The 25,721-nt window shown below is 71.2% G+C and carries 15 protein-coding genes and 2 pseudogenes; 9 read left to right on the plus strand and 8 right to left on the minus strand.

Annotated elements, in window-relative coordinates; all coding sequences use genetic code 11:
• A pseudogene (locus ACFYZY_RS27255) lies at positions 1 to 85 on the plus strand (IS5/IS1182 family transposase); the annotation flags it as partial.
• Between the two features lie 77 nt (positions 86 to 162).
• On the opposite strand, the gene ACFYZY_RS27260 reads toward ACFYZY_RS27255, so the two are convergent.
• The 3 genes from ACFYZY_RS27260 to ACFYZY_RS27270 all read right to left on the minus strand — a co-directional run bounded on the left by ACFYZY_RS27260 (position 163) and on the right by ACFYZY_RS27270 (position 2,644).
• Complete coding sequence (locus tag ACFYZY_RS27260) at positions 163 to 675, minus strand: hypothetical protein (protein ID WP_388699178.1); 513 nt, start codon at positions 673 to 675, stop codon at positions 163 to 165.
• Positions 676 to 1,010: 335 nt separating this feature from the next.
• Positions 1,011 to 2,006, minus strand: a complete 996-nt coding sequence (locus ACFYZY_RS27265; RefSeq protein ID WP_388699181.1) for a CU044_5270 family protein — start codon at positions 2,004 to 2,006, stop codon at positions 1,011 to 1,013.
• Positions 2,003 to 2,644, minus strand: coding sequence for an RNA polymerase sigma factor (locus tag ACFYZY_RS27270; RefSeq protein WP_388699183.1), 642 nt, complete (start codon positions 2,642 to 2,644; stop codon positions 2,003 to 2,005). Before ACFYZY_RS27270 ends, ACFYZY_RS27265 begins: the two co-directional genes overlap by 4 nt.
• A gap of 753 nt (positions 2,645 to 3,397) precedes the next feature.
• Between ACFYZY_RS27270 and ACFYZY_RS27275 the strand changes: the two genes are divergently transcribed.
• The 3 genes from ACFYZY_RS27275 (at position 3,398) to ACFYZY_RS27285 (ending at position 6,463) form a co-directional block, all read left to right on the plus strand.
• Positions 3,398 to 3,808, plus strand: a complete 411-nt coding sequence (locus tag ACFYZY_RS27275) for a hypothetical protein (RefSeq protein WP_388699186.1) — start codon at positions 3,398 to 3,400, stop codon at positions 3,806 to 3,808.
• 776 nt (positions 3,809 to 4,584) lie between these two features.
• Entirely contained in the window at positions 4,585 to 6,183 is a 1,599-nt protein-coding gene (locus ACFYZY_RS27280) for a choice-of-anchor P family protein (protein WP_388699189.1), read from the plus strand.
• 118 nt (positions 6,184 to 6,301) lie between these two features.
• Positions 6,302 to 6,463 carry a hypothetical protein gene (locus ACFYZY_RS27285; protein ID WP_388699192.1) on the plus strand — a complete coding sequence of 54 codons (162 nt, stop codon included), beginning with the start codon at positions 6,302 to 6,304 and terminating at the stop codon, positions 6,461 to 6,463.
• 326 nt (positions 6,464 to 6,789) lie between these two features.
• Here ACFYZY_RS27285 and ACFYZY_RS27290 read toward each other — a convergent pair whose 3' ends face one another.
• Positions 6,790 to 8,028, minus strand: coding sequence for an MFS transporter (locus ACFYZY_RS27290; RefSeq protein WP_388699195.1), 1,239 nt, complete (start codon positions 8,026 to 8,028; stop codon positions 6,790 to 6,792).
• Positions 8,029 to 8,236: 208 nt separating this feature from the next.
• On the opposite strand from ACFYZY_RS27290, the gene ACFYZY_RS27295 reads away from it, so the two are divergent.
• The 3 genes from ACFYZY_RS27295 (at position 8,237) to ACFYZY_RS27305 (ending at position 12,565) form a co-directional block, all read left to right on the plus strand.
• Positions 8,237 to 9,766: an ABC transporter substrate-binding protein gene (locus ACFYZY_RS27295; RefSeq protein WP_388699198.1), complete on the plus strand. Its 1,530-nt coding sequence runs from the start codon at positions 8,237 to 8,239 to the stop codon at positions 9,764 to 9,766.
• 5 nt (positions 9,767 to 9,771) lie between these two features.
• On the plus strand, positions 9,772 to 11,655 hold the full coding sequence (locus tag ACFYZY_RS27300) for an ABC transporter permease subunit (RefSeq protein ID WP_388699200.1): 1,884 nt from the start codon (positions 9,772 to 9,774) through the stop codon (positions 11,653 to 11,655).
• A 391-nt stretch (positions 11,656 to 12,046) separates the two neighbouring features.
• Positions 12,047 to 12,565, plus strand: a complete 519-nt coding sequence (locus tag ACFYZY_RS27305; RefSeq protein WP_388699203.1) for a proline dehydrogenase — start codon at positions 12,047 to 12,049, stop codon at positions 12,563 to 12,565.
• 326 nt (positions 12,566 to 12,891) lie between these two features.
• Here the strand turns inward: ACFYZY_RS27305 and ACFYZY_RS27310 are convergent, their stop codons facing one another.
• The 3 genes from ACFYZY_RS27310 to ACFYZY_RS27320 form a co-directional block, all read right to left on the minus strand.
• Positions 12,892 to 13,092 carry a hypothetical protein gene (locus ACFYZY_RS27310; RefSeq protein WP_388699205.1) on the minus strand — a complete coding sequence of 67 codons (201 nt, stop codon included), beginning with the start codon at positions 13,090 to 13,092 and terminating at the stop codon, positions 12,892 to 12,894.
• Between the two features lie 392 nt (positions 13,093 to 13,484).
• A complete protein-coding gene (locus tag ACFYZY_RS27315; RefSeq protein ID WP_388699329.1) occupies positions 13,485 to 14,444 on the minus strand; it encodes a threonine/serine dehydratase in 960 nt (319 codons plus the stop codon).
• Positions 14,445 to 14,710: 266 nt separating this feature from the next.
• Complete coding sequence (locus ACFYZY_RS27320; RefSeq protein WP_388699208.1) at positions 14,711 to 15,544, minus strand: transposase family protein; 834 nt, start codon at positions 15,542 to 15,544, stop codon at positions 14,711 to 14,713.
• A 151-nt stretch (positions 15,545 to 15,695) separates the two neighbouring features.
• On the opposite strand from ACFYZY_RS27320, the pseudogene ACFYZY_RS27325 reads away from it, so the two are divergent.
• Together ACFYZY_RS27325 and ACFYZY_RS27330 are read left to right on the plus strand one after the other, a co-directional pair.
• Positions 15,696 to 16,739: pseudogene (locus ACFYZY_RS27325) on the plus strand (protein kinase family protein).
• Positions 16,740 to 16,778: 39 nt separating this feature from the next.
• Positions 16,779 to 17,348, plus strand: coding sequence for a hypothetical protein (locus tag ACFYZY_RS27330; RefSeq protein ID WP_388699211.1), 570 nt, complete (start codon positions 16,779 to 16,781; stop codon positions 17,346 to 17,348).
• 633 nt (positions 17,349 to 17,981) lie between these two features.
• On the opposite strand, the gene ACFYZY_RS27335 is transcribed toward ACFYZY_RS27330, so the two are convergent.
• Positions 17,982 to 25,301 carry a LamG-like jellyroll fold domain-containing protein gene (locus ACFYZY_RS27335; protein WP_388699215.1) on the minus strand — a complete coding sequence of 2,440 codons (7,320 nt, stop codon included), beginning with the start codon at positions 25,299 to 25,301 and terminating at the stop codon, positions 17,982 to 17,984.
• Between the last annotated feature and the right edge of the window lie 420 nt (positions 25,302 to 25,721).

The following is a 25,721-nucleotide window of genomic DNA, read 5'->3' on the forward strand; positions in this document are numbered from 1 at the left end:
CCGCCGGGCCAGATGCTCCACCCGACGCATCGGCACCATCGTCCAAGCCATCCACACCCTCCTGACCTGCAACTATTCAGGATGAAAAAGGCTCAGTGAACCTCTTTCATCCTGGGGTTCCGAGGGTGAAGATCGAGAGTATCGCTGCAGGTCAGCGGCGCTCTAGAGATCGAACCGCGGCCAGGATGAAAGAGGTTCAGTGGTGTCGTTCCGCTCTCCCGTCTGATGGGTCGTGGGCCCACCGTTCGTGAAAATATCGCATGCGATCGAGACGCTTGAGTTTTCGGAAAAGCCGGTTCCGTTCACTTGAATGAATCGACCGTTCGGTGTCTGAATTGCTCGAAGGGATGCAGCCCCAACCACCATTCGGAATGGTCCGCTCCATCGGAAGGCGGGCCCGGAGTCGCGCCAGAAGAAGTTGAGCTTGTCTCCGGAACGGGCGATGAGTTCGAGGTTTCCCGGGCTTCCGAAGTTGGACTGGATCATGGTGATGGCGTCGACCCTTCCCACGTTCTGGGCGAAGGTGAAGGGAGCACTCCAGGGCATGCCAGCGGCATCGTTGTTGCGCCACATGAAGTGAATTCCCGCAGAATTGGACGGGATGAGGAACTCGAAATTTCCTTTTCTTCCGAACCTGCTCTGGACGAGGACTGGATTCCCAGATACAGGCGACATGGTCGCGTGCTTTCTTTGATCCTGCGTAAAACGGGGGGCGAGTGTGCGGAAATCCCTTCGAGCCGCAGTCTCCCCCGTTGCGGCACTGACAGCCCGTTCGAGGGAGAACGTGCGCCATCAGCCTTCTCTGTTCCCCGAACCCACGCTACACCAGCTCATTGGGACTCTCACCACTTCTGTAATCTTCGGGGCGTTACAGCAGGAAATTATCTCTCGTTCAAATGGTGAGGTTTCTACGATTGAGGCTTTTCCGGCCCGGCTGTCAGCGCGGTCGACCATCCTGATGTTCGACCCCACACGCCCAGTAATCGGCGTGAAACCCTGTGTGCGAGTTCTTACGGCGTCTGTCCGGCCTCGGTGGTGATCCCGCTGCTGACGAGGGCGACGGAGGTGACGACGGCGCCGGCCTTGCCCCAGGCGTTGTCCTTCAGGAGAACCGTGCGCTCGCCCAGGAGCCGGTTCGTGCTCGCGCCGAAGATCCACTCCTTGCGTTCGCCATCGTGCACTCGGGCGACGGCAACCCCGCGGCGTCCGGCGGCATCCACGGCGTCGGGGGCGGTGTCGCCCCCGGGGATGAGGGCGGCGGCGCGGTAGAGCGCAGCAGTTGTCGCGGGGGGAGTCGCTCCGTTGCGCAGCAGGTCGCCGATCGTGACGAAGGCCTCCTGGTCCGGGCCTGTCGTGGAGTCCGAACCGGCGCCGTGGTTCTTCTCCGCGTCCTCACGGATCTGTTTCAACAGCGCGTGAGGGTCGGTCGGCAAGGCGGCCAGGAAGTTGTACGTCGGTGAGTTCAGATTGGCCGGGCCCTCTCGCGGCAGCAGCTTTTCCTTGCCGGCCTTGCGCTGCAGAGTCGGCTTGCTGCCGTCCACCGACGTCCATTGTTCCATGCCCTCGTCCTCGCGCAGGAGCTCCATCTGCCCGGCCTTTTTCTCGGACAGCACCGACGTGTAACCGACCGTCTTGACGTACACGAACTGCCCGTCGAGCACCTTCGTCTGCGACGTCGCGTTGGCAGCCAGTGCGGCCCTCTCCAGCACCTGGACCGATGCCGCCGAGGCCGGCGGCACGTTCGGGGCACCGGTGGTTCCCGATCCGGGGCTGAGAGCCACGACGGTGGCGCCGGCGGTCACCACTGCGCCCGGCACCAGCGCCATGCGTCGCTTCGGCCGCGAGACAGGGCGGGTCGAACGGGCGCGCGTCTGCCGGTCGACCTCGCGCAGGAAATGCCGGCGGCGGGCTTCCGTTCGTCCAGGCGCCGGATCCGGGTGGGCGGCCGGCGGCAGGACACGCCTCGCCCGCTCCCGCGCTGCCTGTTCCCGCTGCTCCGCGTTCATCGTGTACCCCTTCTGTGGGAAGCGCGGGCTGCTGCCGCCCCGTTATCCGGTATGTGTCCGCTGCCGCTCTGCGGTTCCACAGCATGCGGATCCGCTGCCGGCTCCTCGCCAACGAGCCGGCGCAGTTTCTCTCTCGCGCGGGAAAGCCGGGAGCGCACCGTGCCCACCGGGATTCCCAGAGCCTCGGCCGCTGCGGCGTATCCCAGATCGGACCAGACCACCAGAGCGAAGACCTCGCGCTCGGTCCGCTTCAGGCCTTGGAGGGCACGGGCTGCGGCGGCCAGCCGCTGAGCATCGACCATCTGCCCGACCACCTCGTCCGAGAAGTCGGGCAACGGTTCGGGAAGGGACAGGCGGGACATTGCCTCCCGGTGCCGACGAGCCGACCTGGAGGTGTTGCGCATGACATGGGTCGCGATGCCCAAGAGCCATGCCCGGACGCTTCTGACCTCGTCGCGCAGCTTGTCGCGTAACCGCCATGCCCCCAGGAAGGCGAGGGACATGACGTCCTCGGCGAGGGCCCAGTCGCCCGTCGTGCGAACGGCATGGGCGTAGACGACGCGCGCATGCTCGTCAAAGATCTCGGCGAACGCCGCCCGGTCACCGGACCGGACCCGTTCATTCAAGGGAAGCTCCACGACAAGAAGTGTCCGCACGGCTCTGCCAGTTCCATTTCTCCTCCAGCAGAACAGAGAGGACGGAACAGCAGCCGGAGGGTGATCGCGAGCCGTGCGAGCTGGTGTGCGCCCCTCCCGCGGTGCCGGTTCCGTGCCCGTCTTCACGGCGGTCACCTGCTTCCGCAACGGTGCGCCGCCCTCGTAGCCGTTGTCGTGCCGACGCACCCTTCGCGAAAGCGCCTCGTCGGCCCGGAGACGGAAGGGGGGCAAAGTGGTACGGAACGTGAAGGCGCTGTCGGCGTGGCTCCGGCGCCGGTACCGCGAGGGCGCGAGTCTCGCGGTGGTGGCCCGGCCGGAGCCGTCCCAGCGGCGTTCCCGTCAGGAGGCGGCCTGGCTCGCCGTCGAGCGGCAGGGCGAACTCCTGCCGCAGGATGAGATCGTCGCCCGGTGCACGGAGGGCGCGACCGTGGCCGAGCTCGGGAAGCTCTACGGGTGCATCCCTCCACGATCCGCCGCAGGATTCCCGACGACCTGTTCCGCTCTCGCAGCCGCACTGCGAAGTCCCGGACCCGGTCTCGGCGGGTGCTGGTCCACGAGGAGGTCCGCCGCCGGTACGCGGCGGGGGAGAGCGCCTACGCGCTCGCCCGCGAGTTCGGCGTCTCTCCCCGTACGATCCGGGCCCGGATCCCCGACGCCGACTGGCGCGGCCGTACACCCGGGGAAGCCCCCGTCCCGCTGCCTCGTTCTGCGCGGCCGAGGCCAGGCGGTGTCCGGATGGTGCTGGAGCTCTCGGACGAGGAGATCCTGGCCCGCTTCCGGGCCGGGCAGTCCACGACCGCGATCGGCCGCGAAGCGGGTGTGGACTGCCGCACCGTCCTGCGCCGCATCCCCGAAACCGAACGCCGCGGCCACCTCCGGGCCCAGCAGTTGAACCGCCCGGCCCCCGACGTCGGCGCGGACACGATCCGCGCGCGTGCGCAGGAGGCCCGGTCCTGGTTCAGGTGCCAGCGAGCCTGGAGGACCGGGTGTTCCAGCGGGAACGGGCGGCTGGGGCAGACGGCCGTGTGCGCTATCGGGCAGGCCGTACCGGCGGCGGTGCCGTCGGGCAGCGGCCGGGCTCGCTGTCCGCTCACCGCCCACCAGTACGGGACCGGGCTCTCGCCCGTCGTCAGCGGCGTCTCGTAGGTGCCGTCCTCCAGGAGCACGGTGCCGCCGTCGGCGATCGTTCCGCGCAGGGCGTCGAGCCCGCACGCGGGGAATTCCTCGGAGGGCAGGTGACGAGCGGGCAGGAAGTCGGCGGGGAGCCTGGGAAACGGGCAGGTGCGACATCACGGGGGACCTCCGGGAGATGTGGAAGGACGGAGCCCGGGCGGGTGCGCCCGGGCAGGGGTCGGTGGGCCGCTGGGGCCGGGGGAAGGGGATGTGCGACGACTCGGCCGGGGCCTCGCCGTCGCGCGGTCGTCGGCGGACCGTGCGGCCGCCGATCGGAATCCGCACGGACTCGGTGTTCAGGCCGTGCCCGGCCGGCTCGGCCGCGGTGGTGCACTGGGTGGGATCGACGGCGTCGATCCACTCAGCTTTTTTGGCGTAGCCAGAGGGGATCTGAGGATGCATGCGCCCGGAGTGCGCCACCCTGCCCTCCTGTGTGCGCCGATGCCGGGTGCGGGCGCGGCAGCCAGACTGGCCACCGTTTCGCGACCGGGTACCGCCTGTCGGGTCCGGCCGCGACCGTCGGGGGCCCGCGCCGCCCGGCGACGGACGTACCGCAGGCCACGGTTGCGGTACGCGGGACAAGTCGAGGAGGGGAAGAGGTGCACAGACACCTACCGGGTCGGCCGCGCCGGACCGTACCGTTCTTGCGCGCCGCCGTGTCATCCGGTCTGGCGTGTGCGGCGGCACTGGCCACCGCACTGCCCGCGGCCGCCGCACCGGACGCACCCGCGCCCACCGGAACCGCGGCCGTGTCCGCACCCGCGCCGCGTGCGGCGACCGTGCTCTTCGAGGAGGGATTCGAGAACGACCCGGGCGCTCCCCGCCCGCTGACCGCGTACACCGGGGCTCCGCCGCTCGCCGAGACGTACACCGCCGACCCGGCCTGGCTGACCGCCTGCAACGGCTGGCTGGTCTCGGCGGCCGACCCCGCCACCGCCCCGGCGGGCAGTGGCTGCGGGTCGTCCTGGCCCTCGCAGCAGGCCATGGCGTCGGCATTGGCCGAATGGGCCGGCGGCGATCCGGCCGGCAACCACGCCGTCACCGCGTACACCGCAGGGAATCCGGGAGCCGGCAAGACACAGCTGGAGACGGTGCAGCCCGTGCCGGTGGCGGCGACCGGCCGCTTCCTGACCTTCTCGGTGGACGCGGCGGCCGTCAACTGCTTCGCCGCGCACCCGCTGCTGGAGTTCTCGCTCCTCGACGGGCAGCGGGTCGTCCCGGCGTTCACCGATCCCGTCGACACGTGCGACGACGCCGGTACCGTCACCGGGAACGGCACGCACGTCGGCACCTACGCGGGTGACGACGCCGTGCTCCTCTCCGGTTCCTCGGCCGGCGTACGCATGGTCAACGCGCAGGCCAGCGGGACCGGCAACGACGGCGCGATCGACAATCTCCGGATCCTGGACGCCACTCCGCAGCTCAGCACGGCCTTCGATCCCGACCAGGTGGGCGTCGATGACTCGACCACGCTGACTTTCACCGTCACCAACACCACCGAAAGGGCGGCGAAGCGCGGCTGGTCCTTCACCGAGCAGCTGCCGTCCGGACTCCTCGCCGTCCCCGGCTCCGCCACCACCGACTGCCCCTCCGGCACGGTCGCCGTCAACCCCGACGGGCAGGGCCTCACCTCCGGCGGCGACCTCGTTGCCGGGCAGGAGTCCTGCACGATCACGGTCCGGGTGACCTCGGCCCGCAGCGGCACCTACACCTTGTGCGCCGCGGCGACAACCGCCCGGCACGGCATCGACCCGCCCGGTTGCGCCTCGGTGACGTTCGTGGCGCTGCTCATGGACGCGCACGCGCAGGCCGTCACGGCTGCCCCGGCCGCGCCACTGGCCCCTGCGGACGTCACCTGCACCGAGGATCCGGCCGTCGACGACGCCCAGCTCGGCAACACCCATGTCGGCTCCTCCACCGGCTCGTTCAACTCCGCCACGACCCACGCGGCGGGCACCGCGGGCACCGGCGGCGCTCGTACGGCCACCTCCACCGCCACCGTGAACGGGCTGCACCTCCTGGGCGGCCTGGTCAGCGCGGGCACGGCGACCGCCACGGCTACCGCGACCGCACCCACGGCACTGGGCACCATCACCGTCACCGGCGCGACCACCCTGACCGGGGCCCGCGTGGGCAACACCACGCTCGCCGCCCACCCGGCACCGAACACCGTCATCACCCTCGCGCAACTCGGCACGGTCACCCTCAACGAGCAGCAGGTCTACGGCGCCGGGCGCGGTCTCGTCGTCAACGCCCTGCACATCCGGCTGTCCGACGGCACCGACATCGTCGTCGGCGGCACCCGCGCCTCCCTCGTCCGGACCCCGGGACCCTGCCCCTCCCCCTGACACCGGATTCACCGGACCCGGTGAATCCGGACGCCGGCCCGCGCGGCCCCCTCCCGCGCACACCGACGGAGAGGGGGCCGCGGAGTGGGCCGAGGTGCGGTTCGGCACCTCGAGGGCCGTGGCGGTCCAGGTACCGCTCTACCGCACCGCCGACATCGACGCCCTGCCCGCCGCGCACCCCGGGATCGACGGGGAGGAGCTGCGCCGGGTCGGGAAGGGCCGGCGTTCACCGCTCACCGCACTGCACCCGAAGACGAAGGCGGAGACGGCACCGGCGTAGGAGCCGGGCGCCGGGAGGGGCGGCCGCCCGGGAGTCCGGGTGACCGCCCCTCCCGGTGCGCCGGGCGGGATCAGGCGGGGGTGGAGGAGGTCAGGACGGGGTGGTCGACGTGGTACTGCTCGACATCGACGCCGTACGCGCCGCCCCACGCCGCCCGGACCGGCCGACCCAACACTCCTTTACCGGCCCATGCTCTGGTCGGCGCCGTACCGGCAGGAATGCCTCATGGACACTTCCTTACAGCCGCGGCCGACCCTCAGCCGCTGATCTCCACCCCTTCCACGTCCGGCCCCGGGGGACCACTCCCCCGGGGCCGGACGCAGCGCTCACCCCCGGTGAAGAACTGCCCGCCGCCGTCGACCGCTGCCGGGCGCGGACGCCGCTCCAGGTCCGTCCGGTCGGTGGCGGGGCACGAGGGCCAGTCCCAGGAGGGGAATCGTCGCGAGGAGGAGCCAGGGGGCGGGGCCGTCGTGGTCGAGCAGCGCCCCGATGGGGGCGCCCGCGGCAAGGACGACGAGGCCGGAGAGCGAGGAGAGCGCCCCGGTGGCCAGGCCGATGCGCGTCTCGCCGGTGAGGTCGGGGAGGAGCGCCCGGGTGGCGGGCAGGACCAGCATCTGACCGAGGGTGAGCAGCACGGTGAAGGCGATGGCCCCCGCCGGGCCGTCGAGCGTCCGCAGGGCTCCGGTGGTGGCGAAGGCGGCGGCGATCAGCAGCAGTCCGGCACGGATCATGGCCGGGCTGCCGAGCCGGGTCGCGGTGAGCCGTTCGACCGTGGTGGATCCGAATACCACGAGCACGGAGGAGAGGGCGAAGAGCCAGCCGAGTGCGGCCTGGGAGCCGGTCGCGCGGTCGAGTTCGGCGGGGAGCGCCAGGTAGAGCTGGTTGTAGGCCAGGAGGTAGGTCGAGTAGGCGAGGGCGAGGAGGAGGAAGGAGCGGTTGCCGAGGACCGTCCGCCAGGGATCACGCCGCTCCGCGTCCGCCGCGCGTGCGGTGCGGCGCGGCAGGAGCCCGGCGTGGGCGGCCAGGATGACGAGGAAGACGCCCGCGCCGGCCAGGCAGGCGGTACGGAAGTGGCCGGAGCCGCCGCCGTACAGCAGGAGCGTGCCGAGAACGGGGCCGAGGAGGGCGCCGGCCTGGCCGCCGGCGGAGAAGCGGGCGAGGGTGCGGGTGCGGCGGGGGCCTCCGTCGCGTTCGGCCCGGAGTGCTTCGCGCGCGATCTCGGACTCGACGGCGGGCGAGAAGAGCGCGGCGGCGAAGCCGACCGTGACCACCGCTCCGATCACGGTCCAGGCGGTGGCGGCGAAGGCGAGCCAGACGAATCCGGCGACGCGCAGGGCGCAGCCGACGAGGACGGCTGGGCGCGGGCCGTACCGGTCGGTGAGGGCGCCGCCGACGACGAACAGGCCCTGTTGGCTGAAGGTCCGCAGGCCGAGGACGAACCCCACGAGGGCGCCGCCGAGTCCGAGGGTGCCGCCCAGGTGGTCGGCCAGATAGGGGAGGACGGCGAAGAAGCCCACGTTGAAGGCGAACTGACTGGCGACGAGGAGCCGGGCGAGCGGGGTCATGCGTGGGTGCCTTCGGGGTGCTGTGGGAGGGGGCGGTCGGACTGCTGTCCGCGGCGTTGCCGGGGAGGCGGAGCTGGGGGTGGTCTCCATGGTTGAAAATTGACCCACCCGAGTAAAGTTCGGTAAGCCTATCCTTATAGGCTGCTGTCACCCGGGGCCCCTCCCCCTTCCCGGGCGCTTCGCCCCGCTCATCCGACAGGACTTCTCCATGCGCACCACCACCCGCGGTCTCCTCGTGGGCCTGGCCCTCGCTCCCCTGCTGACCGGCTGTTTCGCGCCGAGCCAGAATTCCGGCGGGGCCGACGGCGACGGGCAGGAGGACGCGGCGAGCCGGCTGCGGGTCGCCCTCGCCGTGCCGCCGGTCAAGGCCCTCTCCCCGTACAGCAACGACGCCACCGTGCTGAACAAGCTCTCGGTCGCCGAGGGCCTCACCGCCCTGGACGCCAAGGGCGCCGCCGCCCCCGCGCTCGCCACGTCCTGGAAGCGGGACTCCGCCACCGTCTGGACCTTCGAGCTGCGCCGGGCGACCTTCCACGACGGCACGCCGGTCACCGCGCAGGCCGTGGTCGAAGCCCTCGCCCACGCCGGTCACGTCTCCCCCAAGCCCCGCGTGCTCAGCGATGTGGACCTGACCGCCCGCGCCGTCGACGCCGACACCGTGACGCTGACCACGAAGAGCGCCGATCCCGTCCTGCCGCTCCGCCTCGCCAGCCCGGCCCTCGCGATCCTGTCGGCGAAGGCGTACGCGACGGACGGCACCGCGACCCCGGTCGGCACCGGCACCGGCCCGTTCCGCATCACCAGGCTCACCGGCAAGACCAAGGCCGCTCTCGACCGGTACGACGGCTACTGGGGCGGCAAGGCGAAGTCCGCCGGCATCGACGTGACCTGGATCGCCGACGGCACCGCCCGCGCCAACGCCCTGCGGTCCGGCGACGTGGACATCGCCGAGTGGATCCCCACCGCCCAGGCGAAGCTCCTGGACGAGGCGACCCGGCACGAGGTGCCCTCCGTGCGCACCGACAGCCTGGTCCTGAACACCGGCGGCGGCCTCTTCGCCGATTCCGCGCTGCGCGCGGCTGCCCGGGAAGCCGTGGACGGCTCCGCCCTCGTCGACTCCGTCTTCGGCGGCTACGCCGATCCGGCCCGGGGCCTGTTCGGGCCCGCCGTCCCCTGGGCCGCCGACCGGCGCGTCGCGGTGACCGGCCGCGCTCGGGCCGCGACGCCGGACCAGGTGCGGGCCGAGGCCGCGGGCCGGACGCTGCGCCTGGCCACGTACACCAACCGCGCCGAGCTGCCCGAGGCGGCGAGCGTGCTCCAGCAGCATCTGGAGAAGGCCGGGTTCACGGTGAAGCAGGACGTCCGCGAGTACACGCAGATGGAGGCCGACCTGCTCGCCGGGAAGTACGACGCCCTCGTCTTCTCCCGGGTCACCCTGCTCGACACCGGTGACGCCGTCGCCTACCTCGCCAGCGACTTCACCGGCACCGGCGTCTACAACATCGCCGGCCTGAAGGACGCGGCGGTCGACAGGGCCGTCCGCGCCGCCGCCGAGGAGAGCGACACGGCGAAGCGCCAGCGGAAGGTCATGGAGGCCGAGGCGGTGATCCTGCGGACGGACGCAGTCGTGCCGCTCGTCCACGAGAAGGTCGTCCAGGGCATCGCCGCCGGCGTCGAGGGCGTGACCCTCGACCCCCGCGAGCGCGCCCTGATCACCCTCGACACCCGCCGCAAGTAGCGGGAATGGGAAGCGTGCACGGTGCCTCGTCCGCTCGTCGGTCACGCCTGGGCGCGGGCGCCGGGCGGGTGGCGGCCGGGGTGGCGGTCCTGTCCGTCGTGGCCCTGCTGCCGTGGCTGTCGCGGACCGATCCAGCCCTCACCGTGCTGCGGGCCCGCTCCGCCGACCAGGACCCCACACCGGCCGAACTCGCCGCCGTACGTGACGAGCTCGGACTGGACGAGGGGCCCTTCGCCCACTTCGCCGCGTGGCTCGGCGGCTTGCCGAGCGGCGACGCCGGCACCTCCTGGGTGTCCGGGGAACCGGTGCTGCCGCAGGTGACCGCCGCGTTCGGGGTCTCGCTGACCCTCATGCTGGGCGCGCTCCTCGTCACCGTCCTGGTCTCCGCCGGAATCTGTGCCCGCACCCTGCGTCTCGGGGCCCGGCGAAAGCTCCGCGCGGAACGGTCGGGCACGACCGCGGCCGTGCTGGCCGCGCTGCCCAAGTTCCTCCTCGCCTCCCTGCTCGCCCTGGCCGGCGGGGTGTGGCTTGGCTGGTTCCCGTCGGGCGGGTGGGAGGGCCCGGCGTCGATGGTGCTGCCCGCGCTCGCCCTGGGCATCCCGTCCGGCGCGATGATCGGCGGGCTGCTCGACCAGGCGCTGCCGGCCGCCTTCCGCGAACCCTGGGCCAGGACCTGGCACGCCGTCGGCTTCCCGCCCGGGCACGTCGCCCGGCACGCGCTGCGCCGGGCCCTGCCCGGCGTCCTGCCCCAACTGCTGCCGACCGTCGTCGCCCTGGTGGGCGGCGCGGTCGCGGTGGAGCAGATCTTCAACGTCCCCGGGCTCGGCCGGCTCGCCCTCGACGCCGCCCTCGCGCAAGACCTGCCGCCGCTCCAGACGGCGACCCTCACGCTCGTGCTGCTCGGTACCGCCGCCGGTCTCCTCATTCAGGCACTGCGCCGGGCCCTCCTCGGGCGCCCGCTGCACGACGGGGCCCTGCCCGCCCTGCCACCGCCGCCCGAGGCGGCCACCGGACGCGTCCGGAGCCTCATCGCCGCGGGATGCGCCCTGATCCTCGCCGCGCTCGTGGTAGCGGGTCTGCTGCGCGACCCTTCGCACGTCGACACGGCGGCACGGCTGCTCCCGCCCGGCCCCGCCCATCCGCTGGGCACCGACTCCCTGGGCCGCGACCTGCTCGCCCGGCTCGGCCACGGCGCGCTGCGGACCGCGGGGGTGGCCCTCGCCGTGACCCTGGCCAGTGCCCTGACCGGCCTGCTCCTGGGCTTCCTCCCGCGCCTGAGCGCGGGGCTGACCGAGGTGGTCGCGACGGTCCCCGCCGTCCTCGCGGGGCTCCTCGTGACGGCGGCCGCCGGCCCCTCGGTCTGGGGGGCCGCCTGCGCCGTCTGCGCCGTCGGATGGACCCCGTACGCGGCCCAGAGCGCCGCCCTGTACGAGCAGGAACGGGCGAGCGGCCACATCGCCGCCACCCTCTCCCTCGGCGCGGGCAGGCTCCACCTCCTCCGCCGCCACCTGCTGCCCGCGCTCACCCGTCCCCTGCTGCGCAACGCGCTGCTGCGGCTGCCCACCACCGTCCTCGTCCTGGCCTCACTCGGCTTCCTCGGCCTCGGCGAGCAGCCCCCCACCCCCGAATGGGGCCGTCTGCTCTCCGAGAACCAGCCCTACGCCGAACTCGCCCCCTGGACCGTGCTCGCCCCGGCCGCGGCCCTCGTCCTCCTGTCCGTCCTCGCCGTCACGGCCTCGGCCGCCTGGCCGGAAGCCCGCCGCCGGCAGACGTCCCCCATATCGGGCGATCCGGCCGGATCCGGCCGAGCCCCTCAGAGCCCGTACACGCCCGCCTCGTTCTTCCGGCACGCCCTGGGCCGACGACGCCACCGAGGCGTGGGGCAATGACGGTGGTCACCCCATCGTCTTGGGACCGGGCGATCCGCCGGGCATCGCCCGCGACCCGGAAGCCGCCGACGCCTTCGCCCGAGCCGGGGCGCATTCCTGCCTGGCGGTGCCTCTGATCACCCGCCACGATGTGCTCGGCGCCCTCGGCCTGATGCGCGCCCCACACTCCTTCCCCGAGGGGCGGCTGCCCGGCAGGCCCGGGTGGCCGCCCCTCCTGGTGTGCCGGGCGGATCAGGCGGGAGGGGAGGAAGTCAGGACGGGCTGGTCGACATGGTGATGCTCGATCTCCACACCGCACCCACCGCCCCGCACCCCCAGACCGGCCGGCCGACCTTCTCGGCAGCCCCGGCGCTGCTTTACCGGACTACGGCGAAGTGACGGCAGAATGCTCATGGATGCTGGACTGGCCGCAGTACTCGGTACCGTCGTCGGCTCCCTCGCCACTCTCGGCGCGGCAGTCGTCAGTGGGCGTGTGGCGGCACGCTCGCAGTTCGACCAGTGGCGCAGGCAGCACCGCAGGGACGCCTATGCGAACTACCTCGGTGCACTGCACGATCGCGACATAGCCATGGACGCCATCCTTGACGCGCTCAAAGCACACGACCCCGACCTGCAGGACGTCGACGAAAAGGTTCAGCGGTTCATCACCCTGGCGCGCGAGGTGCACCGCGCGGCCGAAGTGGTCATCATCGAAGGACCCTCGTCGGTGGTGGAGGCGGCCGACCACGTGGCCCAGGCATCCCGCGTCCTTTCCGGCGTCATGCGGCGGATGGTGCAGGACGCTCACGTGGGAGACGACTCTCACCTGGCAGCAAACACTGCCCTTGCCACCGGGAAAGAACACATCCTCCACCAGGCCGTGAAGAGCTTCCGCTCGGCAGCCGGGGACATCCTCAACAGCCCGAAGTGACCTCATCGGGCTGACGGCACCTCGGTGCCGGACTGAAAGTCGGCTCACAAAGCGGTCGTCTTTCGCGTGGCTGCCCGGTCCCCTGGCCCAGTCCCGTCCGGAAGGGTGATCGACCCTCTGCTCGCCTGTCGAAGCCACTCCCTCACAGTCGGCTGGGCGGGTGTGCCGCAACTCGACATGTCTCACGGCAGTCCGGTCAACACCTCGGTGCCGGCCGCCGGGGCAGGCGACCGTGAGGCGGACGAGGCGGCCCACGGGGGACTTCGCGGGCCGGGACGCGGAGCTGGACGGCGGTCCGGTTGATCAGGACCGGGGCACGGGTGTCTTCAGAACGCGGGCGCAGACGTCGCCGTCCAGGCAGGTGCGGAAGCGCATCGCGGGGTCGTCGGCCGGGTTGCGCAGGGGGCGTAGCGGAGATCGAGGCAGGGCCCGTCGGTGACGAGGTCGTGGGCGCCGTCGTGGCGGACACCGATCGAGGAGATGACGGCGGCGACCAGGCCGCGGCCGGGAAGGTGCGTGGTCTTCATCTCCACCACGATTCCGGCCCGGCCAGGGGCGTGGTAGGAGTTGCCCGTTGCGCCTGGGGAGGGGCAACGGGCAACGAGACGGGGCGTGTCGGCGGGCGGGCGCTGTCACACGGGTCTGTCACACCGGGCCCAGGGCGGGGGGTGGAGGGGTGACCGCGCAGCATGTACGTCCTGCGGACCGGCGTTGCCCGGGGCGACGTCCCGACCGGGGCCGCGGGCTGGTTCGGCGACACGGCCCGGCGCCGTCTGCACCCGGCTCTGAGATCGCCTTGGACGAGGGCCCAGCCTCTCCTACTGCTGACCAGCCGTGGCAGAAGCTGGGCACTGCCGCGTGATACCGGGAGCATGAGGTTCTCCCGCCGGAGGCCGGGTGCCTGCTGGAACCTGCGCGGTCAGCACAGTTCGAAGCGCTTGGACCAAGCGGCCACATCAGTGGTCACCGCGTTGCCACCGCAGACCACCAGGCCAAGTCTGGCGCCCTCACCGACACGCTCCAGCACCCGGCGCGCTGCGGGCAGCAGACACCCGGCGGCGGGCTCAGCCCACACCTTCGCGTGATCAGCCAGGTCAAGGGTGCCCTGTACCGCCTCGGCATCGGTCACCGTGAGGACCTCGGTGACCAGCGCTGAGACATGCTCGTAGGTGAGCTGCGAAACGCTGGGAGCGCTCAACGTCGAGACGATCGAGGACAGCTCGACCGGCACCGGACCGCCGGAGGCCAAAGCCGCCGACATCGCTCGCGCACCTTCGGTTTCCACACCCCAGATCCGTACACCGGGACGGCGCGCGTGCAGCGCGGTGGCGACTCCGGCGATCAGCCCCCCGCCGCCGATACTGACAAGTACATCGGTGAGTTCCCCGGCATCCTCCGCGAATTCCAGCCCCACCGTGCCCTGAGCGGCAATGACGAGGGGATCGTCGAAGGGGTGGATCAGGGTGAGCCCCTCGGCCTGGAACTCGTCCACGAGGCCGAACGCGCCTTCCATGGTGTCGGCGAGGATGACGTCCGCTCCGGAGGACTCGGCGATACCCACGGCACGATCGGGGGCGGACCGTGGCATGACGACGGTCGCTTTGATGCCCAGTGCGCCGGCCGTGACCGCGACCCCGATGCCATGGTTGCCGCCACTTACCGCAACGACCCCGGCAGCCCGCTCAACCTCACTGAGCATGAGCAGCTTTGCCGTTGCTCCACGTACCTTGAAGGAGCCGGTGTGCTGCAGCAGTTCCAGTTTCACGGTGACATCCGCGCCCAGGAGCGCGGCGAGCCCGGGACTCGGCACGGTCGGGGTCCGTATGACATGTTCACTGATCTGCTCGGCCGCAGCTTCCACGTCCGCAACAGTGATCAACACATTCGCCTCCGTCACATGGTCCGAACCGCGGTGGCCGGGTTTCGTGTCATCCACCGCACAGGAGCGGCGTTCGCGTGGAGGCCGCGCCTGCACACCCCGATCATCCACTCGGCGGTCCGACCACCCTACGTCGCCCTTGGTACTGAGCGATGCGAGTCATAGAGCCTCCGCCAACCTGAAGTTCCAGTGCGAAGGACTGGTGTGACCGGTCCCCGGGGTGCTCGTGCTGGTCGTGGGCGGGAGTCCGCGGAGAAGACCGTCCGTCAGCGGTTGATCTCGAGGTTCGTCAGGACGAGCAGAGCACGCAGGAGGCGGGGGGCGCGAGCGGGATCGGTGCGGAGCTTGGTAAGGATCCGCCAGTTCTTGAGGTGGGCGAAGCCGTGCTCGACCGGTGACCGTCCGATTGCGAGGACCTTGTTGGCTTGCTTCTGCCCCGGGGTGAGCTTGTGGGTCCGGGGGGGCGATGTAGCCGGTGACGACCACAGGATCGAGGATGTCGTTGCCCAGGCCGCGGAAGCCGAGGTCGGCCGGCGCTCCGAGGCCGGCGGCGCGCAGGGGACCAGGATATGGTCGTGACGGGCGGCGGTGTTGTCGTGGGTGCTGCCGGGCCGGGCAGCGGATACCCAGATCAGGCGCCCGTTCTCGTCGATCAGGGCGAGGAAGTGAAGGCCATGGCTGCGGTGCTTGCCGGAGCAGTTCCGCCGGTCGGCCTTTCCGGTACGGCGTCTGGTGCGGATGAGGGTGCCATCGATCAGGACCACCTCCCCACCCCGCCTGACGACCTTCCGCAGGGCACGGTCCAGCCGCGGCGCCTGCGCGGCGAGCAGTCCGATCAGCTCGTCGCGCCAACGGCGAACGGTGGACTCGGACACGTCGTTGCCGCCAGCCGTGTCGGCCAAGCGCTGGTCATGACGCAGCACGGCCAGGACGATCACCGCGATCCTTCCGGGCGGCAGGATCCGCCACCTGGACCGGATCAGCTTCAGATGGCGTCGCAGCAGACCGGCGAGGTGGCTGACGGTACGCGCGGACAGCGATAAACGGCGCCGGTAAGCAAGTGCGCGGGAATTCTCGGCAGGCTCTTCGGTTTTCGTCATGCGACCTCAACCCCACCTGCAGCACCTCCAGTTACGCCGCCTCTCACCGGCTCTGCGTGGGAGGGTGGTCTTTGGACCCCGTCCCGGCGTCCGCTGGAGCTGTTGAACAGGAGGCGGGGCACGGTTGGAGGAGTGAGTGAAGGGCCCTGACGTGTCCCGCGGTGCTCGTCTGGCCGCCCACGGCGCCGTTTCCACATCGCTGGCGCTGCGCAGTGACCGCAGTCTGCGCGAGTTCGTGGACGCCGGCGCACCGCTGGGGTCGGGCACCGGTGGGACGACGGTCCTGCTGGAGGTCGAGGGAACCCGGGTCTTCTTCAAGCAGGTACGGCTGACCGATCTGGAGCGACGGCCGGAGCATGTTCGCTCCACCGCGAATCCGTTCGGACTCCCGGCCTTCTGTCACTACGACATCGGCACCATCGGAGGCCCGGGGTTCGGGGCCTGGCCGCGCACACCATGCCGACGAACTGGGTGGTCGCGGGAGACTACGAGCGCTTCCCTCTGATGTACCACTGGCGGGTGGTCCCAGACTCTGGCCAGCCACTGCCCGAGGAACTGGCCGATGTGGAGCGAGCTGTCGCCTACTGGGGAGGCGGATCAGCGGTACGCCGACGGGCCGAAGCGCTCCAGCGTTCCGCGGCAAGCCTTGTGCTGTTCCCGGAGTACATCCCGCGGACCCTGCACGACTGGCCGGGCGTCCAGATCGGGGCCGGCGACGAGGCGGCCGAACGGGTCTGCGCCATGGTCGACGGCGAGCTGAAAGCCGGCATCTCGTTCATGAACGCCCGCGGACTTCTGCACTTCGACGCCCGCTTCGAGAACATCCTCACCGACGGCCGACGGCTCTTCTTCACCAGCTACGGCCCCGCGATCTCCTCACGCTTCGACCTCACACGGGACGAGGCCGACTTCTTCGACCAGCACCGCACCTACGACCAGTGCTATGCCGTCGCCCACCTGATGAACCGGCTGGCCGTCGCTCTCTACGGACACACCGGAAGAACGCAAAACGTTTGTGAACGCGTGTGCCCAAGGGGCGCCCCCAGGGGGAGTCCCCGCGTCGGTCGCGGCGCTCCTTGTCCGTTACGCACCGGTCGCCGCGGTGATGGGCAACTTCTGTCGCGAGTTTCAGCAGGAGAGCCGAGCGGATCCCCATCCGCTGGCAACGATCTGCCGGATGAGGCGAAGTACGTGATCAGCTGCGACTACCGCCGATAGATGACACATACCGACGATGACTGTCACCATGATCGCTTGGCTACAGGGGGGAGAAATGACGGGCCTGCGCCTGTTCCGGGTTGACGGCGGGTCGGCCGAGGAGGTCGTCGGATCGGAGGTGGAACTGGAGCGGCATCTCCAGACCCTGATCGAGCAGAACATGGACACCATGCTCGGCACGCGGTTCCTCGCCTCCGAGTACTCCACCGGCCCGGTCCCCGGTGGCCGGATCGGCTCACTGGGCCTCGACGAGGACGGCAGCCCGGTCGTAGTCGAGTACAAGCGCTCGCGCAGAGAGAACGTGATCAACCAGGCATTGTTTTATTCTGCCCGGTTGCGGGACCACAAGGTCGAGTTCGAGGCGCTGGTGGCTCGGGGCCGAGGCTGCCGACAGTGTCGAATGGAGCAGTCCGCGGATCATGTGCGTCGCGTCGGGATTCAGCCGCTACGAGGTCCACGCGATCGACGAGATGAACCGCCGGATCGACCTCGTCCGCTACCAGCGCTTCGACGGGAACATCCTGGCCCCGGAGCTGCACGCCTCGGTGCCCAGCGGTCCAAGTACGTTGGTCAGGAACGATGGTGACGGGGCCGGCCGTGCCTCCAGTGGCCCGGGGCGCAAGACTGTCCGTGAGGCGATCGGGCGTGCTTCGCCGGCCCTGCAGCAGTTGTACGCCGACCTCGATGCCCGGCTGCTCGCCTTGGGCGATGGCCACCGTGTCGAGCTCCGGCAGTACATCGCCTACCGACACCGGTCCAACTTCGCGTGTGTGAAGATCCTGCCGGCCGCGGCCGCGCTCCTGGTGTTCTTGCGGGTGAACCCCAAGTCCATTCCCTTGGAGGCGGGGTTCAGCCGTGACGTGACCGATGTCGGGCACCACGGCAGCGGCTCGCTCGAGCTGCGGATCGGCTCGGCTCGGCGGAAGACCTTGACCGGGCGGTCCCGCTCCTTAGGGCCAGCTACGCGGCCGCGTGACGACGGTCCATCGCGGGGCGGCACGTTTGCCCGTCGCCCTTCACGGCCGCGCGGTCGTCGGGTCCGGGGTGAGGGACGGGCTCCGGTCGCATCGGGCCGCGAGGTCGGCGGCGTACGCTGCGAGCAGCTCGCGCAGCACCCGCTGGCTCCTGACGGTGAGGTAGAGGACCTGTTGCCTTGTTGCCGGGGCGGTGCGAACGAGGCGGGCCCGGCCCTCCGGGGTGCCGGAGGGCCGGGCGGGAGTCAGTTCTCCATGCCGAAGTAGCGGGTGAGGTAGTCGATGACCTCGGTGGCGTGGGGCAGGAGTTCGGGCAGCTGGGTCGCGAGGACCTCCCGGGTGGCGGTGGCAAGGGCGCCGGTGGTGGTGGCGGCCGGGCGGACGTACGGTTCGAGGCGCTTGATCAGTTCGTAGTTGCTGTCGATGTTCTCGGCGCGCATCGCCTTCTCCAGCGGCGGTGCGCCGGGCGGCGGTACGGGGGCGAGGACGCGGCTGACGTAGGTGACGCGGTGCAGGACGCGCCAGCACGGGGGTTTGGCGGTGTTCTGGCGGGCCTGGCGGAGGGCGGCGGCGTCGGGTGCGTCGCTGCCCTGCAGCCAGGTCGGGTCGACGACCTTGTGGTAGAAGTCGTCGAAGTTGGCGCTGTTCTCGCCGAGGTAGAAGGTGAGGAAGCGGTAGGCGTCGACCTTGCCGGGCACCAGCACGGGTTTGCCGGCGGCGTTGTAGACCGGCTTGCCGTTGCCGTCGCGGCGCTGGAGGTCGCCGGAGGGCGCGCACTGGACGTCGAGGCCGAAGGAGCGGGAGGCGTCCTTGGCCTTGGCCCTGGTGACGCTGAAACCGCCGCCCACGGAGGCGTCGAGGCTGCCGAACCATCCGAGGCCGAGGGCGCCGAAGCTGCCTTCGAAGCTGGCGCCGAACGAGCCGCTGAAGGTGTACGAGCCGGAGGTGGTCTCGCTGACGGCGTCGGTGGCCTCGGTGCTCTCGGCGAAGAAGCCGCCCTGGGCCGTCCAGACGTAGGTGTTGACCAGGTCCCGGTGCGAGAAGCCGGTCGCGGCCGCGCTGCCGGAGGCGCCGCGGCCGGCCTCCTGCTGCCCGCCGGAGACTCCCATCGAGCGCAGCACCGACTGCGCCTGGGCCCCGGTCGGGTCCGCGTGGTGGGTCTCGGTTGAGACCGACTCGTAGAAGGCTTCCAGGCGCTGCTGGTCGCGGGTGATGCGGCGCTTGAGCGCGTAGGCGTCGCGCGGTTTGAAGTAGCTGTACTCGCCGTACGCGGTGGCGGTGGGGTAGTCGGGGTCGAGGACCTTGCCGCGGTCGTCGAAGCCGACCGCGCCGTCCAGGGTGCCCTGCTTGGTGTAGCGGGGGTTGATCGGGAAGTGGATGATGTTCCAGTCCAGCGGGATGTCGGGGTTGGGCAGCATCCGGTAGGCGACCAGGGCGCCGGTGTGCGCCAGGCGCAGCGCGAAGACGTCGGCTGTCTGGGACTGGACCAGGGCGGTGCCGGTGTTGGCGGGCACGTACCGGCGGCCGACGGCGGTGTTCAGCACCTTGGCCGCGTCCTCGGTGTACCCGGTCAGCGCCAGCTTCGTCTTGCGGGCGGTGTTCTGGCCCTGGCTGACCTTGGTGTCGGTGCTCCAGGTGTTGGCGAACTCCAGGCTGCCCTTCCCGCCGATCTTCATCTGGCCCTCGGCCAGTGGCTGCGCGGTGCCGAAGCCGAGCGGGGCGGTGATCGTCAGGACACTGGCGTCGGTCTCGACGCCGAAGGTGAAGTTGAAGGCGGCGTTGACGCTGCGGGTCCTGCTGGAGGAGAGGCTGCGCACCACCTGGTCGGCCTCGGCGAACTCCACGGAGGAGGCGCCGGCCCAGCCGTCGGCCTTGTCGGTGAGGTTCTCGGACGGCACCGGCGGGGCGCCCTCGACGTAGCCGACGAGCTGCGGGTCGAACTGGGCCTGGCCGACCCACTCGGTGGTCAGGTCGCCGACCTTGTAACCGGTGACCAGGTGCCAGCGGCCGTCCCGGACGAAGGCGTAGCAGCGCTTGAGCACGCCGAGCGCCTCGCCCTTGGCGTCGTACTGCAGGTCGGCGTACTCGGTGACGGCGGGGGCGCCGGCGATGGTGTCGTGGAAGGGGGTGCGGACGTCGGCGAGGGCCGAGCGGACCTGGGCGGTGTCGGTGGAGACGGGCGCGGTGGAGAGCAGGACGCGCGGTCGCTTGGCGGAGAAGCCCAGGTGGTTGCCGCGCAGGCCCTCGTCCCGGACGGACGTGCTGCCGGGCTCGGTGGAGTCCCGGTCGAAGGGCCAGTAGCCGAGCAGGTCCTGCTTCTCCCCGCGCAGGCGGGTGAACAGGTTGTCCTGGATCTGCTCCTGGGTGCGGACGGTCCGCCAGATGCGGACCTCCTCCAGCGTGCCGGTGAGCAGGTCTGTCGGCTTGCCTCCCTCCAACCGTGCGCCCAGGGTGAGTTGGGGGTCACCCCAGGCCGCAGTGGTGTCCTGCGCGGTCAGTGGTGCCTCGGTGAGCGGCTCGCCGTTGCGGTACAGCCGCAGCGGGCTGGCCAGGGGGTCGACGTCGCGGGTCCAGCGGGCGCCGCGCAGCTTCGCCGGGAAGGTACCGGACACATCGAGGGTGACGTTGCCGGCGTTCTCGTTGAACGCCCAGCGCGCCAGCAGGCCCTTCTCACGCGAGGTGACCGGCAGCCCGAGCCGGGCCTGCGGCCGGGCGGAGTTCCACAGCCGCAGCTCGCACAGCACACCGGTCAGGCCGCGGCCGATCACCACCTCGCTGGTGTTGGACTGCGCGCCGGGGCCGCTGTACACGTGGCTGCCGACGGCACCGCCGTCGAGGTAGAAGCGGATCTCCTGCTCCGGCTGGACCGCGTTCGTGGTCGTCTGGGCCGTGGTGGAGACCGCGGGCTTGCGGCGCTCGCGCACCACGGTGATGCGCTGGAACGCGCCGGGCGTGACGGCCCGGTCGGAGGTGTAGCGGACGGGCTTGCCGTTCGCCTCGGCGAAGGCGAACTCCACCAGGCCATCGGCCCGGACGCTGAGCTGGTACGGGACGCCGTCCCGCCCGCCGTCGATGACCGTGCCCTTGGTGAGCAGGCCGATGGGCGTGCCCAGCTTGTCGATCCGGACGAACGCCTCGACGGTGAGGTCCTCCAGCACGTCCAGCGCGGGTTGCGCGGCCACCGACAGGCCCTCGCCGCCGTCCAGGCTCAGCGCCCAGGACTGGGTGAAGGTGGCGGCGAGGTGCGCCCACTCGTTGCAGGGGAAGCGCTCGCCCGACTTCAGCACCCGGTCGCCCACCCGGGCGGTCACCTGATAGCCCTTGATCGGCGAGGCCGGGCCGCTCGTGCCGGGGAAGGTCCAGTACCCCAGCAGACCGGGTTCCCGGCCGGAGAGGCGCTGGTGGCGCTCGGCGGAGATCTCCAGCTTGGTGCGAGCCCGGCCGAAGACCCGGACCTCGTCGATCTGGCCGTCGAGGTAGTCACCGTTGAAGGGGAAGTGGCCCAGGATCAGCGGGCCGTTGCCGGTGTAGGCCCCGGTGGAGGTGCGGCGGCCGACCTCGACGCCGTCCCGGTAGAGGATCTGCTCCCGGGTGGCGTTCTTGTACACAGCGGCCCAGTGGTGCCACTCCAGGTCCGGGTATGCCTGGGTGGTCTTCATGTCGTCGCCGTACAGCGAGAAGTAGAAGGTCTCGTCGGGGTGGAACCACAGGTGCAGGGACTGGTCGACCCGGCCGGCCGTCGCGCCGTGGAACAGCAGCGGCTCGACGCGGCCCCGGGACTGGTTGCGCTTGGCCCACAGCTCGATGGTGAAGTCCCGGTTCGCCAGGTCGAGCGAGGGAGTCAGCTGGGCCTTGGTGCCGTTAACGAACTGCCAGGCCGGCAGGGCGGCCGGGGCGAGCGCCAGGGAGTAGCCCGACCCGTCCGTCCTGGCGTGGACGATCCGGCCCCCTCCGGCCTCGGGGTTGACCCACGCCTCCAGACTCAGGTCACCGGTCGGGGCGATGCTCTGCTGCTTGCCGGCGGGCAGGGTCAGGTACTGCTCCTTGCCGTCGAACAGGAAGGCCCGGCCCGGCATCTCGGCCCGCCAGCGGCAGCCGCGCCCGGTGATCGCCCCCTTGGCGGTGCCGTTGGGCACGGATTCGGCCCCGCCCGTGCTCAGCGTGACCAGGCGGGAGCCGGCGGAGAGCAGCACCCCGGGGCGGGTGGACTGCGCCCTGGCCCAGTCGTAGCCGACCAGGCTCACCTTGTCGCCGGGCTTGGCCGTGACGTTCTTCGCCGTCAGCTCCAGCGACTTGGCGCCGATCGGGGCGTCGGTGGCCACGGCGTAGCCGGTGCCGCCGATCTGCAGGTGGGCCTTGGCCGGGACGGCGACGGTGGTGGGCGTGGTGAGTTCGACGGTGCTGCCCGTCACCCGGGCGACCGCGCTGAGCGTCACCGGGCGGCCGGGGCTGCCAGCCAGTGCGGCGGCCATCTGCTCGGCCTTGCGCGGCAGGGAGCGCCAGGTCTCGGTGTCCGGGCCGACGGTTACGGTCAGGTCGCAGCGGCCGGGCGCGTCGCCGTCGGTGACGGTGATCGTGGCGTTGTCCAGGGGGACGGCCGGGTCCCGGGCGAGGAAGACGAGCGTGCCGGTGTCGGCGGCGAGTGTCCGGGTGCCGCGCAGGACGGCGGTGTCGTAGTACGCGGCGAAGAACTGGTCGTCGGCGCCGCGGAAGTACAGCACGAGGTTGCCGGTGCCGCTGTCCAGGAGTGCGGGCCGGTCGGTGCCCCGGGCGAACTCCAGCAGGCCCCCGGTCAGGCTCAGGCCGGTGCTGTCCACCGCGAGCAGCGGCATCGCGACCGTGAGGTCGTCGTCGCCCTGGAGCGCGCCCGAGAGCTTGGCCAGCTGGGTCCGTGCGTCGGCGAGTTCGGCCTGCTTGGCGGTCAGGTTGATCTGCAGCTCCGCGATGCGCTGCTGGGCCTTGAGCGCCTCCTGGAGGCGTTCGCGCGCGGGATCCATCTGCGTCTTGGCCGCGAAGTAGCGCTGGTCGACTCCCGACCGCATGGCCACCTGGGTCATCCGGAACAGCCCCGACTCCGCCTTGAGGCACTCGCTCGACTGGAGCGCCTGGGCGAACTGGTACGTGGAGGGCGAGCCGATCGCGAGCCGGCTCGCCCGGTTGACGAGGCGGACGCAGTCGCCCTCGGTGACCAGCTGGAACTGTGCGGCCCGGTTGCCCGGGTCGCGGGGGCGCAGGTACAGCTGGGCGTTCTCCGACGTCGAATTGCCCACGACGCGGACATCCTTGTTGAACCGGTGGGAGACCAGCCAGTAGCAGGGCCTGCCGTCCTGGCTCTCGCCGACGGCCTCGAACCGCCAGGACGTAAAGGCGCCCTCGACGAGTAGGACCGCGCCGCTCTCCGCCTGGCTGTCGACGCCGGTGAGCCACTGATACGTGCCGCCGGGCATCACCCGCGGGGTCTTGAGCTCGATGTTGTAGATCCAGGAAGTCACCAGATCCTTCTCGGCGAAATACTGCTGCTCCAGGAGGTCGAACCCGGGCTTGAGCCGGTCGTACTCCGCCTGGTATTCGGCCAGCCGCCCGGCGGCGCCCTTCAGCCGGTTGATGTCCGCCTCGATGGCGGCGACCTCCGGCTCCAGCCGCTTGACCAACTGCTGCAGGGTGCTGACCTGCTCCGAGTCCTGGCCCTTCGTCGGGCGCTTGAGCACCTGCGGCTCCAGGAGGTCCGGCACCTGGGCCAGCCGGCCGTCCCGGCCCACCCCGAAGTCCAGGGTGGCCACGGCGGGCTCCTGGCCGTACTTCGCGGCGAAGGCCAGCATCACCCGGGCCTGCCGCTTGGCCGGCTTGGGGTCGGCGCGGTAGCCCGCGACGACGTTCTCCTGCTGGTGGTAGAGCAGGGCCGACATGCCGGAGACCACCGAGCGGCCCTTGAGGGTGAAGCTGTCGCGCCGCACCCCGGGGTGCTCGCCGACCGGGGCGTCCGAGCCGGTCCACCGCGCGTTGCCCACGAGCGTGCCGTGCCCGGCGTGGTCGGTCTGGTCGTGGGCGGTGGTGCCCGTGCCCTCGTCGAAGCGGTAGTAGGCCACCAGACCCGGCTCGTTACCGATCAGCCGGTTGTTCAGGTCCGTGGTGAGTTCGGCCGCCGAGCGCACCCGGTTCCAGATCCGCAGCTCATCGAGGTCGCCGTTGAAGAAGCTGTCGGTGCCGCCGGAACTCCGCTTGCCGACCAGGGTGTGCACGCCGGTGAGCGGCGTGAACGGCAGCGCCGCGCTCCCGGCCTGCTTGCCGTTGACGTACAGCTTCGCCGTGGTGCCGTCGAAGGTGGCGGCGATGTGGGCGTAGCTGTCCGTCGCGAGCGTTTCGGTGGAGGTGAGCGCCGTCGGCGCCCCGTCGTGGCTGAGGAACACCGCGCCGTTGGCGTCCACGCCGAACAGGTACTCCCCGCCGCGGCCCAGCACCGGGCCCTCCAGGGCGGCGGGCTTGACCCACGCCTCGATCGAGTATGCCTTCCCGCCGAAGTGCAGCGGCGCCCGGTCGCCCAGGTCGAGGTGGCCGTCGACGCCGTCCAGGCGCAGCGCGGTCTCCGCGTGGCCCTCACTGCCGGTCACCGGCACCAGCTCGCGGCCGGTGAAGGGGCAGGTGCCCGGGCTGCGCTCGAACACCGAGTCCCGGTAGGCCGCATCCGGGCTGGTCCAGAAGCGGGTTCCCTGGGTGTTGAACAGTCCCTGGGCGCCCTGCTCGATGTTGAAGCTGTCGACGCGGCCGGTGGCGTCGTTGTGGGCGAACAGCTGCCAGCGCTGCACGTTGGCGACAGCGGTGGGCACCAGGACGGCGGCGAACCGGCCCTGAGTCAGGTTCCGGACGAAGGACAGCTCCTGGGTCGGCTCGTGGAACGGGCGGCCCTCCATGTCCTCGGTGCCCAGGCTGTCCTTGGCCGACTCCGGGCGGGTGGCGTGCCGGCTGCGCTTGAAGCGCACCTCCAGCACCGGCTTCAGCTTCCCGTCCACCAACACGAACCGGTCGACGAGCAGGGTGTCGCGCACCAGCGGCACCTTCTTCGCGGCGCTGAGCACGTAGTCGGCGCGGGACGCGTCCCCCGAACTGCCGCCGCCGGTCAGCTTGTACACCGCGTCCGGGTGCGTCCCGCCGACCGACTGCCGCAGGATCACCACGTACGTGCCGTCGGATATCACGTGGAACGGGGCGTCCGCCGTCAGCCGAGCCGTGCTGGACAGGAACGGGTCGATCTCCGCGGTGGTCGGCCGCTCGTCGGCACCGGCCTCTGCCCCGCCCCGCTTGACCGTCGGCATCGCCGTCGCGCCGGCCACGGCGTACCCCACCTCGGCGATCTCCCGGGGAAAGGCCACCTCGGCCGGGTTGTCGCTCCAGTACGCCGAGTCCACCTCCCCCTTGGCCGCCGGACCGGACAGGTCCAGCACCGTGTGGACGATCCGGCGGGAGGCGTCCATCGCGAACGCGATCGTCGTGCCCTGGTGCCGGACCATCGTCACGTACCGGTACGACCGGTCCCCGTACTTCTTGAGCAGGGAGTCCTGAGCTGCCACTGTTCCCCTTCCGGGCGCATGGAACGCCGACCCCGGTCCGTGCGGTCCGGGGTCGGCGGCGAGTGTGCGGATCTCTCCTGGCGGAGCGTCAGCGAGTCTGGCATGTGCGTTCGAAGTGAAGAGTCGGTTCCGGGGCTACTCGTGCTCTACACGGCTTGAACACACCGCGGGCGTGGCCTGACTTCACTTGTCCGACTACGTGGAGGAGGCTCCCCGGGCTCCTGCAGGGTGAGCGCGACGACGCGCGCGGGCCCACCCTTCCAGCGGTGCGTGTCCGCGGTGGCGACGACGGCGCCGTCGGGGTGTTCCGGGGTGGGGCAGCGGTACAACGGGCGCGGGCCTGGGCCCAGGCGGTGTCAGCGGCGGGGAAGGCGAGGGGATGACGCCCGGGAGGACTGTCAGGTGTTCAGCGATACCGGG

Source organism: Streptomyces sp. NPDC001744, assembly GCF_042892575.1.
Lineage (GTDB): Bacteria > Actinomycetota > Actinomycetes > Streptomycetales > Streptomycetaceae > Streptomyces.

Coding starts and splice junctions, on each gene's coding strand:
- ACFYZY_RS27260 (WP_388699178.1), bottom strand. CDS start 675: ATGTCGCCTGTATCTGGGAATCCAGTCCTCGTCCAGAGCAGGTTCGGA.
- ACFYZY_RS27290 (WP_388699195.1), bottom strand. CDS start 8,028: ATGACCCCGCTCGCCCGGCTCCTCGTCGCCAGTCAGTTCGCCTTCAAC.
- ACFYZY_RS27305 (WP_388699203.1), top strand. CDS start 12,047: ATGGATGCTGGACTGGCCGCAGTACTCGGTACCGTCGTCGGCTCCCTC.
- ACFYZY_RS27265 (WP_388699181.1), bottom strand. CDS start 2,006: ATGAACGCGGAGCAGCGGGAACAGGCAGCGCGGGAGCGGGCGAGGCGT.
- ACFYZY_RS27295 (WP_388699198.1), top strand. CDS start 8,237: ATGCGCACCACCACCCGCGGTCTCCTCGTGGGCCTGGCCCTCGCTCCC.
- ACFYZY_RS27300 (WP_388699200.1), top strand. CDS start 9,772: ATGGGAAGCGTGCACGGTGCCTCGTCCGCTCGTCGGTCACGCCTGGGC.
- ACFYZY_RS27275 (WP_388699186.1), top strand. CDS start 3,398: ATGGTGCTGGAGCTCTCGGACGAGGAGATCCTGGCCCGCTTCCGGGCC.
- ACFYZY_RS27330 (WP_388699211.1), top strand. CDS start 16,779: ATGACTGTCACCATGATCGCTTGGCTACAGGGGGGAGAAATGACGGGC.
- ACFYZY_RS27310 (WP_388699205.1), bottom strand. CDS start 13,092: ATGAAGACCACGCACCTTCCCGGCCGCGGCCTGGTCGCCGCCGTCATC.
- ACFYZY_RS27320 (WP_388699208.1), bottom strand. CDS start 15,544: ATGACGAAAACCGAAGAGCCTGCCGAGAATTCCCGCGCACTTGCTTAC.